We start from the raw sequence: 12,258 nt of genomic DNA on the forward strand, positions 1-12,258 counted from the left end.
TTCGTGGATACCTGCGATGCGCGAGAGGCGCAGATCGTTGGTCGTGGTCCACGTGTTCATTGATAGCCGCCGCCCCGTACCGGCGTACGGCGGGGTGTTGCGCGGTGTTATCCGCGCGTTGCACGGGGGGTGCGCGGCGGCGTGATCGCGGCGCACGCACCGCGCATGCTCGAGGGCGGCTCGCCGTAGTGGTGCCGGTAGGCGCGGCTGAAGCCGGACAGGCTGACAAACCCCACCGCATACGCCACCTCCGACACATTGCCCTCGCCTTCGCGCAGCAGGCGCTGCGCCAGCTGCAGGCGCACGGTGCGGATCAGTTCGCCCGGTGGATGGCCGATGCTGGCCACCAGCTTGCGGTGCAGGCTGGTGCGCGACATGTTCAATGCCGACGCCAACCGGTCCACCGAGAGGTCTTCGTCGTCGGCGTGATGTTCGATCCAGTCGCGCGCACGTTCCACCAGCCGCGTCGCCGCCGTGCCATGCGGACGGATCCGTGTGCGTGCCAGCAACGCGTCCCATGCCGTGTCCGCATCGACCTCCACGCATCCCTGACAACTGCAGTGGCCCATGCGCGAGAGCAGCGCCAGGCTCCATGCAAGCAACCGACCGTCGCCATCGTCTGTGCTTCCCGGTCCTCCCGCCACCTCATGCCGGTGACGGGCGGACAGCTCCAAACCGCGTTCCAGTACGTCCATAGCCGTGCCGCCTCCTTCTGCTGAAATGCCGCGCCGATGCACCCGCTTGCTCCCCGCCGACGCGCGACGGCGTTCAATCCCCGGTGAAGGGCGACAGCGTGGATTCCCCTACGGCGGAAAGGGTGGATAGCGTCGCCGCAGTGCTACGCGTACCGGTGTAACCGGAGCGGTGCGTGCAGATGTGGCGCCGCGTTGCAGATCCTTGTCGGATCGTTGCAGGGCGCTTTCGTATCGGCAGCGTGAGGGTGATACTGGATCGGCTGTGGCGCGCGGTGTACAGCGCCAGCCCATTAAGTGTGATGAATCTCACTCGAGAAGCGAGATGTAGCACACATCATGCCCGATACAGCCGCGTGAGCGGTATCCTGCCGCATGCATTTGCGCATGGGACAAGGTGATCCAAGATGAGTTACGACCTGATGGTGTTCGACCCCGCCGTGGCACCGCGCGATGCTGCCGCGTTCCTGGAGTGGTACGACGCGCAGACCGAATGGAACGAGACGCACGAGTACGACGATCCGGCCGTGTCCGGCCCGGCCCTGCAGGCGTGGTTCAGCGCGATCATCGAGCACTTCCCGCCGTTGAGCGGCCCGCTCGCCGATGACGAGGATGACCGGCCGCAGGTCACCGACTACAGCGTGGGCAACCACGTGATCTATGCGTCCTTCGCCGATGACGTGGCCGAGGAAGCGCATGGCCTGGTGCAGGTGCTCGCCAATGCCCACCAGCTGGGCTTCTTCGATGTCAGCGGTGACGGTGCGATCGTCTTCCCCGACGGCACCGTGCTGATTCCCGAGTAAGCCGCAGCCGACGCTAGAACAGCTGGCCCTGCGCAGGGGCCGGCTCTGCGGCTGCGTCCTCCGCGGCCGTATGGGGCGCCACCGCACTGCCGGCCAGGCGCACCGCCAGCCCGGACAACCGGCTGGCATGCCGCGCCAGCGCGGCCTGCAACACATCCGCACTGCCCAGCACATGCAGCGACTGCCGCGCGCGGGTCATGCCGGTGTAGATCAACTCACGCGAGAGCACGCGGTTGTCGCGACGCGGCAACTGCAGCCATACCGTATCGAACTCCGAACCCTGCGCCTTGTGCACGGTCATGGCGAACGCACTTTCATGTGCGGGCAAGGCACCGGGGTGGAAGCCGCGTGGTTGATCGGGCGTGTCACCGGCGAACCATGCCGTCACCGCCCCATTGCGGTCGGCCAGGCAGATGCCGATATCGCCGTTGAACAGGCGATGCCGGTAGCTGTTCTCCGTGACCAGCAGCAGCCGGCCATGGAAGTAGCCGGGTGCCATGCCCGGCCGCGGCACGCCGGCAAGCATCGCTTCGATGCGGGCGTTCAGGCCGCGCGCACCCTGCGGGCCCTCGCGCACGGCCGTGAGCAGGCGTACCCGGCCGGCCTCGGCCAGCGCCTGCGCGGGGTCCGACGCCGCGCCCAGCCCACGCCAGTGCGCCAGCAGCGGGTCGCGGTGCTGCTGCAGCGGATCACTCTGGTCTTCATGGAAATGCACACCGGCCAGGCGTCCGCCACGCAGCAGGGCCAGCGCGCTGTCGCCGTCACCGGCCCGCACGGCCTGCGCCAGCGGGGCCAGGTCGAGCGCGTCGGTCTGCCGATAGCCGCGCTGCAGCTGCACCCGCCGGCCGGCGAAGGCGCGCGCGGACGCACGGGGTTGCAGCACCGCAGGCGCCAACAGCGCCTGCAGGGCATGCGCATCGTCGGCCTGGGTGCCCAGGCCATCGCCACTGGCGCGCAGGATCGCACTGAGCACGTCGCCGGCTTCCACCGACGGCAGCTGGTCGGGATCGCCCAGCAGCACCAGCCGGGTACCAGCGGCCACCGCGTCGACCAGCTTGGTCATCAGCGGCAGGTCGATCATCGAGGCTTCGTCCACCACCACCACGTCGAAGGGCAGCGGGTTGTCGGCGTGGTGGCGGAAGCGGGGTGAATCGGGAATCACCCCGAGCAGGCGATGCAGGGTGGTGCCGGTGCTGGGCATGGCGTCGCACAGTGCCGGGGCGATGCCCAACAGGCGCAGCCGCTGCACGGCCAGGCGCAGACTCTCGGCCATGCGCTCGGCGGCCCGTCCGGTTGGCGCGGCCAGGGCCACCCGCGGCAGCGGCTGTTCGGCCTGTACCGCCTGCGCCGCGAGCAGCACCAGCAACCGCGCGATGGTGGTGGTCTTGCCGGTGCCCGGCCCGCCGGTCACCAGCACCAGCGGATGGCGCAGGGCGACGGCGGCGGCGCGCGCCTGGTGGTCGATGCCCTCGTGCGCCTGTGGGAACAACTGGGCGAACAAGGCCTGCAGCATCGCCGGATCGGGCTGGGCCAGCGCGTGCGTGGCGATGCGCTGCAGGCCCTCGGCCAGGCGGCGCTCGTACTCGCGGTAGCGGCGCAGGTAGAGCAGCCCGTTCTCGAGGACCAGCGGCGCATCGGCGGCCACGTCGGTCACTGCGTCCGGGCACGCCACCCACGGCGAGGCCTGCAGCTGCACCTGCCAGGCGTCGGCGGGCGGCCACTCGACCGGCATCTCGACCAGGCGCTGGGGCTGGGCCGGGTCCAGTCCTGCATGGCCCTGCGAGACGGCCAGCGAAGCCAGCGCCGCCGCGACCAGCACCGCATCGGGTGTGTCCGGTCGCAGCCGGCGCAGGCTCTGCGCCAGGGCATGGTCGAGGGTACGCAGCGCGCCGCTGCGGTGAAGGGTGGTGAGCAGACTCATGCGTGACCCCATGCCCGCGCGGCCATGCGCGCCTGCGCCACTTCGCCACCGGCGAACAGCGCATCCAGCGCGTCCACCAGCGCGGGGTCGAAGCGATGCGCGTACACGCCCGGGCTGTCGTCGCGTCGCGCATCCAGGCCACGGCAGAACAGGTAGCGGATACCGCCCATGTCGCGGGTGTAGTCGTAGACCGGGCCCAGCCGGAAGCGCAGCCAGCGGTGCAGCGCCACGGTGTAGATGAGCGCCTGCAGGTCGTATTCGCTGTGCTGCATGGCGCTGGCCAGCTGCGCCGCGTCGTAGCCGGGCAGGCGGTTGGATTTGTAGTCGAGCACGAACCAGCGATCGCCACGCACGTAGGTCAGATCGATCTTGCCGGTCATCAGCCCCTCGAGCCGGCGGCGGGTGCCGAAGCCACGGCGATCGCGGACCAGACCGTGTGCATGCAGCAGGTCGAGCAGTGCGGGCACCGCGGTGGGCTGCATCGCGAAGTGGAACTCGATTTCAGCGCGGCGTGCCGTGGCCGCCAGCGTGTACAGCGCGCCGCCTTCCGGCAACGGCACGGTGAGTGTCTGCCCGACCAGCGCGGTCAGCACCGCCACGCCGTCGTCCAGGTCCTCGTCGGCATAGCCTTCATCGCCCAACGCGGTGCGCAGGACCTGGGCCTGCTCGCCCGGTGCCGGTTGTCCAGCCTGCCAACCGGCCCACTGCGCGAAGTCGGTGTTTTCCAGCGCATCGTGCAGGACGTTGCCGAAGCGGCTGCCCATGAAGCGCGGATCGATCACCGCGTCGCCCGCCTGTGCCGCCGGCTCCAGTTCCGCGCCGGGCTCGGTGCCCACCGGCTCATCGGCGGCGGGCGCGGGCACCTCGGTCGCGGCAGCGTCGGTGTCGTGGCCCGCATCGGCGTGGGCCAGCTGGGTGAAGCTGTATACCCACCAGTCGTGCGGGACGCGGCGGGTCAGCGCGCGCACCGGCGGCAGTTCGCCTTCCTGCTCCAGCGCCAGCTGCGCGGGGCGCGGCGCCAGCGGACCGTCGACCACGGCGATGTCGGCATGCGCGCGCAGCGCCTCCAGGTCCGACAGCATCGGGGCCAACCGGGTCTTGGCCAGTCCGGCCAGGTCGCCGACAGCGATCCACACCGCGTGCTCGGCACGGGTCAGCCCGACATACAGCAGGCGCGCGTCTTCGGCACGCTGCTCCTGCGCGCTGCGCTCGCTGGCCGCGCTCCAGGCCTCGTCCTTGTCGAGTCGCCAATGCAGCTCGCGGCGCCCATTGGCGTACACGGTGCAGTGCGCGTCGCCGCTGCCGCCCCCGCTGTCGATCCCCACGAACGGCAGGAACACCAGCGGATATTCCAGGCCCTTGCTCTTGTGCAGGGTGATGATCTGCACCCGGCGTGCATCCGATTCCAGCCGCAGCAGCTGCTGTTCGTCATCCTGGTCGGCATGCGCCATCTGCACCTGCAGCCAGTCCAGCAGGCCGTGCATGCCCAGGGTATGCGCGGAGGCCTGTTGCAGCAGCTCGCCCAGCTGCAGGTAATTGGTCAGCCGGCGCTCGCCGTCGAGCAGGCCAAGCAGGCGTTCGGCATGCTCGGCGCACAGGTCGGCGATCACCGCGAACGGCCCGCCGCGCTGCCAGCGCTCGCGCCAGAGCAGCAGGCGCACCTGGAACCCGCGCTGTGCGTCACCCTCGCGCTCCATCGCATCGATGCCGTGTGCATCCTCGCCAAGCAGCACGGTGGACAGCGCGGCGCGCAGCCGTCCTTCGTCGGCCGGCTGCAGCAGCGCCAGCAGCAGCAGGCGCAGGTCATGCGCCTCGACGGTGGCGTACAGGCTCTGCTTGCCGGCGGCCACGGCCGGAATGCCGACCGCACCCAGCGCCTGCTGGATCCGCGTGGCTTCCCGGTGCGAGCGCACCAGCACGGCGATGTCGCCGGGCTGCACCGGCACGCCACGCAGCAGCGCGCGGCCGTCGCGGGCCTCGGCAAGCACCTGGTGGATCGCGGCCACGCAGGCATCGCTGGCCTGCTGCCGCGACGGGTCCACTTTGAAGGCGCCCCCGTCGGGGTTGTGCAGCACGCGCACGGTCAGCCCGGGAGCGGGCTGGCCATCGCGCAGGAAATCGGCATCCACCCGGGTGTTGCCGGGATGGACCGGTTCGAAGGCGATGTCCGCTTCGAGGAAGGCGGCCTCGCCCGCGTTGGCGTACAGCGCTTCGATGGCGTGAAGGACCGCGGGTCGGGAACGGAAGTTGCGGTCCAGCGCCGGTGCCACGTCCGCCTGCCGCTTGGCCTTCAGATAGGTATGGATGTCACCGCCGCGGAACCCGTAGATGGCCTGCTTGGGGTCGCCGATCAGGAACAGCGCCGGTGCCAGGCCGGCCTCCCGGGTCTGCTCCGAATCGCCGAAGACACGCTGGAAGATGCTCCACTGGCGGTCGTCGGTATCCTGGAATTCATCGACCAGCGCGATCCGGTACTGGGCGCGCAGCTGCTGCACCAGGGCCGCGCGGTGCGGGCCGTCGAGCGCATCGGCCACGCCGTCGATCAGATCGTCGTAGGTCTGGACGCGGCCGATCCGCTTGAGTTCGGCCAATCGCGCACGCGCCTGTTCGCGCAGCCCGTGCAGGAAGGCGATGGCCTGCGCGCGCTGCCACTGGGCTACCGTATCGGCCGTGGCCAGGTACACCGCCAGCGCATGCTGCACGGGCGACTGCGGGGTCTTGCCGGCATGCGCCTTGTTGGTGCGCGCGGTGAGCGGCTCCACGCCCAGCCGGCGCAACCGCTCCAGCTCCGGCACCAGCGCGTCGGCCGGCGCGTCGCCGGCGGCCCAGCGATGCAGCAGCACGGCAAGCGGCTCCAGCCAGGCCAGCTTGTAACTGTTGCCGTTGAGCACCTTGTTCTCCACGGCGGCGCAGACCTGCCCCAGGAAGGCCTCGCCGTGCTCGCGGTAATCACGGGCGAACTGGCGTGCCGCCGCCTCATGCGCCGGGCGCGGATCATCCTCCTGGCCGCGCGGCACGTCGGGCAGCAGCGGCAGCGGTTTCACCAGCGTGGCGAGGTCGGCGGCCAGCGCCTCGGGGCTGGACCACAGCAGGGTGAGTGCGTCGACCGTTGCGGCGTCGCTGGCATGCACCCGCCACAGGTCGGCGGCCAGCGCGTCCAGCAGTTCGCGTTCGCTGGGCAGCAGGGTGGGCGGATCGAAGGTATGCCCGCTCTCCAGAGCATGTTCGCGCAGCACCCGGGTGCAGAAGCCATGGATGGTGAAGATCGAGGCCAGGTCGATTTCATCGGCGGCGGTCTGCAGCCGGCGGGCGAGGGCCGCGGGCCGTTCAAGGCCACGCGCAAGCTCGCGCTGCAGGATGGCCAGGGTCAGCGTCACCTCGGGGGCGTCGTCGTCGGTTGGCGCGCGCTCGACCAGCCGCGCCGCCAGCGCGAGCCGCTCGCGGATGCGCTTGCGCAGTTCCTGTGTGGCGGCGTCGGTGAAGGTCACCGCCAGGATCTGCCCGATGCGCCAGCCCTTCTCTACCACCAGGCGGGTGAACAGCGTGGCCAGGGTGAAGGTCTTGCCGGTGCCGGCGCTGGCCTCGATCAGGCGTACGCCGTCCAGCGGCAGGTCAAGGTACGGGTCTGCGGGCAGGGGAAGGCCGTTCATTGCATGTCTCCTTCCTTGGGGAAGCCCGCGAACACCCGGCCTTCGCGCACCGCGGTGAATACCACGAAGCTGTTGTGCAGCAGCTGCCGGTAGCTGTCGGCGTTGGCGAACGGATCGCGGCCGCGCAGTGCGAGCTGGTAGCCGGCACCACTGGATTCACCCCAGCGTCGGTCGCTGCCATGCCACTGCGCCCAGCCCTCGGTTTCGCGTTTGGCCTCGGCGCTGGTGTACAGCACCCAGCCGGTGGATGGCCCGTACAGCAGTGGCGCGCGCAGCCCTTCGCCGCGCAGCTGCAGCAGACGCCGCAGGACCTGCCGGGCCTGGCCGGGATCCAGCGGCGGCAGCACGTGCGGGCCCAGCCCGTCATCGCCCGCCTCGTGGAACTGCACCAGCGGCAGCCCGTCGCCGGCCGCGCTGGCCAGCAGCCAGTCCAGCCCCTGGCGGATCGCCGCGCGGCCGTTGAGCGGACCGGGGCGCAATCGCACCAGGCCGTGTGGGTGCACACCGTCTACGCGGCCATGCAGGCGCACGCCATCGATCTCCACCTCATAGCGGCGGCTGTCGGCCACGCTGCCGGCCTGCCAGCCCGCCAGCGCCTGCGCATAGGGCTGGGTCTGCGCCTGCAGGACCTCGAACTGGCGCTCGCCGAGCGCACCGGACGGCAGCAGCGCGCGTGCGCGCAGGCGCGGGTACAGCGGTGCGTCGTCCTCGCCCAGCGTGGCCTCGATCACCGCCTGCTGGAGCAGCAGCTTGTCGCCGCCGCGGGCGGCCATCACCAGCGGTTCGACGTCCTCGGCGCTGTCCAGCTCATCGGGCAGGCGCAGGCCGAGCCGCTGCGACAGGAACTGGCTGGCCGGATCGGTCAGGAAGCGACGCAGCGCATCCAGGCTCAGCTCGGTGTCGGCGGTGACGGTGTCGGGGGCCGGCAGGGGCTGGGCAAACCACGGTGCGAGCGCGCGCCGCGCCGCGCCCATCGAACCGGCGGCCGGGTGCCATTGCTGGCGGTAGCTGAAGCGGCGCGGCTCATCGCCGCCGCCGAACGCCGCCGGAGCAAACGGCTGCAGGGGATGCCGCACCGTCATCTGCCGCGCCACGTCTGCGGGGGACAGGTGGTACTCCGCGGCGGCATCGATCAGCTCGCTGACCAGCACCGACGGTTCGCGCACGCTGCCATCGCGTGGGTCGGCACCGAGGTAGCTCAGGTAGAACACATCCTGCGCCGACGCGAACAGCTGCAGGAACAGGAAGCGGTCGTCCTCGCGCAGGGAACGGTCGCCGTGGCGGCGTTTGTCGGTGCCCAGTTCGGCGGTGAGCTGGTTGAGTCCGGCAGCCGGGTCGCGGCGCGGGAAGTCACCATCGTTCAGGCCCAGCACGCAGATCACCCGGAACGGCAGCAGCCGCATCGGCACCATGCGCCCGAAGCTGACGCCGCCGGTCAGCAACGGCGCGCGGGTGTCGGCCTCGGCCAGCACGCCGGCGAAGTGCGCGCGCACGACCTCCGGCGGCACCACGCCGGTGAACGCGGCCTGGGCGGCATCGCGGGCAAATTCAGTGATCAGTTTGCGCAGGCGCTCCAACGCGCGCTGGGCGTTGGCCGCCTGCGGCGGCTCGGGCAGCAGCGCATCCAGCAGCGCCAGCAACCGCTGCCGCCAGTGCGCCGGTGCCAGGTGTTCGCCCAGCAGGGTCTGGTAACGAGCCAACACGCGCAGCAGGGCCAGCAGGCGGTCCAGCGCTTCCAGCGCACTGCCCTCCAGTTCCGGCCAGGGCGCGACGCCGGCGATCTCGCCGTCGCTGCCGCTGGCATGGCCCAGCAGCAACCGGTCCAGTGCGAACTGCCAGGTGAAGGCATCGTCCACCGGTGCCTGGTGCTGTGCACGGTGCTGGGCGTCCAGTCCCCAGCGCGCGCCTGCCGCCTGCAGCCAGGTGTGCAGACGGTCGAACGCATCGCCTTCCAGCCCGGCCGCTTCGGCCAATGGTTCGCTGGCCAGCAGGTCCAGCACCTCGTTCAAGCCGAAGCGCGACACCGGCAGGCCGAGCAGGTGCACGAACACATCGGCCAGCGGTTCGCCGGCCAACGGGCTGGTATCGGCCAGCGCATAGGGAATGTGGTCTTCACCGCCGCTGCGGCCGCCGAACACCGCTTCCAGGTACGGCACGTAGGGGTCGATGTCCGGGGCCAGCACGGCGATGTCGCGCGCCTGCAGCGGCGGATCGAAGCGCGGGTCCTGCAGCAGGCCGCGCAACTGGTCATGCAGGACCTGCAGTTCGCGCAGCCGGGTGTGGCAGGCATGCACCTGCAGGCTGGGGTCGTCGTAGCGCAGCGCGGGACGAAGCGGGCCGGCCGGCTGCGCGCGGCGGTGGAACAGATCGCGCTGCAGGCGGTGCAGCAGGCTGTCGGACAAACCGCCAGACGCCATGTCCGCCCGCGCGTCATCCTCAGGATCGTCGTAGGCGGCAATCTCGCCGGACGGATGCACCACCTCGTAGCTGCCCAGCACCGCCATGAAGTCGCGCCCCGCCGCTCCCCACGCCTGCAGCAGGCGGTTCTCGCCGGTGGCGTCGCCGAACGGATCGAGCGCGCCGCTGCGCAGCTTTCCGCCCAGTGTCTGCAGGTCACCCCAGTACGACTGGGTCGGCGTGGGCAGGTAGAAATGCAGCGTGCCCACCCGTGCCTGGGTGGCCACCACGCGCAGCACGTCGGGCGACACGTTCAAGGTGGCGAAGGCGAACAGGCGCGGCGGCAGGCCGGCGGGCAGCGGGCGGGCGGCGCCTTCGAACCGCTCCAGATAGGCGTGGATGCGGCGCGCGCGGTAGTGGTGGCCGCTGCCGATGTGTCGCCACAGGATTGCCTGCGGATCGAGCGGGTCGGCCCCGGCCTCCCAACGCAGCAGCCAGTCGCGCCGCCAGGCCTGGTACTTCTCGAACACCGACGCGAGCTCGGCGGCCAGCGCCCACGGTTTGAGCGGATCGGGCTGCGCCAGATAGCCCTGCAGCGCGCGCAGGGGCGCCTGCGCCATCAGCTGCGGGTCGGTCAGCGCCGCGTACAGCTTCCAGTGCAGGGCGGCGGCCGTCAGGTCGTCATGCTCACCCGGTACGTTGGCATTCAACGCGCGGGCGACGAACTCGCCCGGGGTCAGGAACGCCAGGTTGGCCGCGATGCCGTACTCTGCGGCCAGGGTGGACTGCAGCCAGCGCCGCATCGCCACCTGGGGAATCAGCACGACATCCGGCTCCAGGATCGACTGCCCCGCCACCGGCTCGCGCAGCGTCCGGGCCAGCAGGGCGGCCAGTACGTCGAGTGAGTTGGAGTGGTACAGGCGGAAGTCTGAAGCGGGGTCTGTCATCGCGGCAGTGTGCCGCAGCGCGCCCAAAGCAGGTAGAGCGGGGATCCACCGCCGCGCAGCGCCCGGCCTGTGTACGGGTGGGCGGACGCTGTGTTGCAGGCGTCTGCGACAGGGCGCGCCGAGGCCCCCGCTGCGACATGCGACAATACTGCACGGTCCAGTTCGGTTTTGTTCAGCCGCTCACCACGATCTTACGACTGTTGGAATTTTGTTAATGGCACCCATGACGGCTTCCGAAGCACCGCTGGTCCAGTTGAGCAACGTGCGTATCGATCGCGGCGGTCGGGCGATCCTGCGCGACGTTTCGCTGTCGGTTCCACGCGGCAGCATCACCGCTGTGCTCGGGCCCTCCGGCAGTGGCAAGTCGACGCTGCTGGCAGCGCTGACCGGCGAACTGCGCCCGGTGGCCGGTGAGGTCACCCTGTTCGGGCAGCCCATTCCCACCGGCAGCAGCGCATTGCGCGCGATGCGCCGCAGCGTGGGCGTGCTGCTGCAGGGCAACGGCCTGCTCACCGACCTGACCGTGGCCGAGAACGTGGCGCTGCCGCTGCGCACGCATACCAAGCTGCCGGCCGCGGTGCTGCGCCGGCTGGTGGACATGAAACTGCACGCGGTGGGCCTGCTGGCCGCGGCCGATGCCTGGCCGCGCGAGCTGTCGGGCGGCATGGCGCGGCGCGTGGCGCTGGCCCGCGCGCTGGCGCTGGACCCGCCGCTGATGATCTACGACGAGCCGCTGACCGGCCTGGACCCGATCGCCAGTGGCGTGATCATGAGCCTGATCCAGCGCCTCAACCACAGCCTGGGGTTGACCAGCATCATCGTCAGCCACCATGTGCACGAGACCCTGCCCATCTGCGACCAGGTGATCGCCATTGCCAATGGCGGCGTGGTGTTCCAGGGCACCCCGGCGGCGCTCGAGTCCAGCCCGGACCCGTTGCTGCGCCAGTTCCTGCACGGGCAGCCGGACGGCCCGATCCCGTTCGATGCCGCGCCCCGCGCGAAGGTGGCCTGATGCCGTTTGTTGAAGCCACCCGCTCGCTCGGTCGCGCCGGCCTGTTCTCGCTGACGGTGCTGCGCGGCTCGTTGCCCACCGCCGACTTCCTGGCCGAGCTGACCCGCGAGATCTACAAGATCGGCGCGCGTTCGCTGCCGATCATTGCCGTGGGCGGCGCGTTTGTCGGCCTGGTGCTGACCCTGCAGGGCTACCGCACGCTGACCACGTTCGGCGCCGCCGATGCGTTGTCCACGCTGCTGGGCCTGTCGCTGTACCGCGAGCTGGCACCGGTATTGACCGCGCTGCTGTTCATCGGCCGCGCCGGCAGCTCGATCGCCGCCGAACTGGGGCTGATGCGGGCCACCGACCAGATCAAGGCGCTGGAGCTGATGGCGATCGACCCGGTGGCCAAGGTGGTGGCGCCGCGCTTCTGGGCGGCGGTGCTGACCGTGCCGCTGCTGACCGGCATCTTCTGTTCGCTGGCGATCAGCGCCAGCTACTTCGAGGCCGTGCACGTGCTGGGCCTGGACAACGGCGTGTTCTGGTCGGCACTGAGCAACAGCGTCGACTTCTGGGACGACTTCGGCGTGGCGATGCTGAAGTCGGCGATCTTCGGCGGCACGGCTGCCCTGGTCGCTTCGTATGTCGGGTTCCATGCCGAACCGACCATCGAAGGCACCTCGGTGGCCACCACGCGCGCGGTGGTGAATGCCTCGCTGCTGGTGCTGATGTTCAACTTCGTGCTGTCGGCAATGATGTTCCAGTAGGTGTCGACCGTAGGTCGGTACGCATCCCAGTAAAGAATCCCGCCTGGATACCTGTCCAGGCACCTGACAAAGAACGGTGAGACAACC

Annotated in this window: 7 protein-coding genes; 3 read left to right on the forward strand and 4 right to left on the reverse strand. The window is 70.4% G+C overall.

Going from position 1 to position 12,258, the window contains the following annotated elements:
• Positions 1-107: 107 nt before the first annotated feature.
• Positions 108-695, reverse strand: a complete 588-nt coding sequence (locus AC3ITN_RS19545; protein ID WP_313344976.1) for a helix-turn-helix transcriptional regulator — start codon at positions 693-695, stop codon at positions 108-110.
• A gap of 404 nt (positions 696-1,099) precedes the next feature.
• On the opposite strand from AC3ITN_RS19545, the gene AC3ITN_RS19550 reads away from it, so the two are divergent.
• Positions 1,100-1,495 (forward strand): hypothetical protein, encoded by a 396-nt coding sequence (locus AC3ITN_RS19550; protein ID WP_489391599.1) that lies wholly within the window; start codon positions 1,100-1,102, stop codon positions 1,493-1,495.
• A 13-nt stretch (positions 1,496-1,508) separates the two neighbouring features.
• Here the strand turns inward: AC3ITN_RS19550 and recD are convergent, their stop codons facing one another.
• The 3 genes from recD to recC are packed head-to-tail and all read right to left on the reverse strand — an operon-like array spanning position 1,509 to position 10,410.
• On the reverse strand, positions 1,509-3,416 hold the full coding sequence (recD, locus tag AC3ITN_RS19555) for an exodeoxyribonuclease V subunit alpha (RefSeq protein WP_489391600.1): 1,908 nt from the start codon (positions 3,414-3,416) through the stop codon (positions 1,509-1,511).
• Positions 3,413-7,066, reverse strand: a complete 3,654-nt coding sequence (locus AC3ITN_RS19560) for a UvrD-helicase domain-containing protein (RefSeq protein ID WP_489391601.1) — start codon at positions 7,064-7,066, stop codon at positions 3,413-3,415. Before AC3ITN_RS19560 ends, recD begins: the two co-directional genes overlap by 4 nt.
• Positions 7,063-10,410: an exodeoxyribonuclease V subunit gamma gene (recC, locus tag AC3ITN_RS19565; protein ID WP_489391602.1), complete on the reverse strand. Its 3,348-nt coding sequence runs from the start codon at positions 10,408-10,410 to the stop codon at positions 7,063-7,065. Before recC ends, AC3ITN_RS19560 begins: the two co-directional genes overlap by 4 nt.
• Positions 10,411-10,633: 223 nt before the next feature.
• Between recC and AC3ITN_RS19570 the strand changes: the two genes are divergently transcribed.
• Positions 10,634-11,422, forward strand: coding sequence for an ABC transporter ATP-binding protein (locus AC3ITN_RS19570; RefSeq protein ID WP_489391603.1), 789 nt, complete (start codon positions 10,634-10,636; stop codon positions 11,420-11,422).
• The gene (locus AC3ITN_RS19575) at positions 11,422-12,171 is read left to right on the forward strand and encodes an MlaE family lipid ABC transporter permease subunit (protein WP_313344990.1); all 750 of its coding nucleotides are present in this window, start codon (positions 11,422-11,424) and stop codon (positions 12,169-12,171) included. Before AC3ITN_RS19570 ends, AC3ITN_RS19575 begins: the two co-directional genes overlap by 1 nt.
• The last annotated feature ends 87 nt before the right edge of the window (positions 12,172-12,258 follow it).

Source organism: Stenotrophomonas sp. KH_036_B (assembly GCF_057839485.1).

What these genes read in the sequence shown, in the direction of transcription:
- AC3ITN_RS19545 (WP_313344976.1), bottom strand. Translation starts at nt 695, where the DNA reads ATGGACGTACTGGAACGCGGTTTGGAGCTGTCCGCCCGTCACCGGCAT.
- AC3ITN_RS19550 (WP_489391599.1), top strand. Translation starts at nt 1,100, where the DNA reads ATGAGTTACGACCTGATGGTGTTCGACCCCGCCGTGGCACCGCGCGAT.
- recD (WP_489391600.1), bottom strand. Translation starts at nt 3,416, where the DNA reads ATGAGTCTGCTCACCACCCTTCACCGCAGCGGCGCGCTGCGTACCCTC.
- AC3ITN_RS19560 (WP_489391601.1), bottom strand. Translation starts at nt 7,066, where the DNA reads ATGAACGGCCTTCCCCTGCCCGCAGACCCGTACCTTGACCTGCCGCTG.
- recC (WP_489391602.1), bottom strand. Translation starts at nt 10,410, where the DNA reads ATGACAGACCCCGCTTCAGACTTCCGCCTGTACCACTCCAACTCACTC.
- AC3ITN_RS19570 (WP_489391603.1), top strand. Translation starts at nt 10,634, where the DNA reads ATGACGGCTTCCGAAGCACCGCTGGTCCAGTTGAGCAACGTGCGTATC.
- AC3ITN_RS19575 (WP_313344990.1), top strand. Translation starts at nt 11,422, where the DNA reads ATGCCGTTTGTTGAAGCCACCCGCTCGCTCGGTCGCGCCGGCCTGTTC.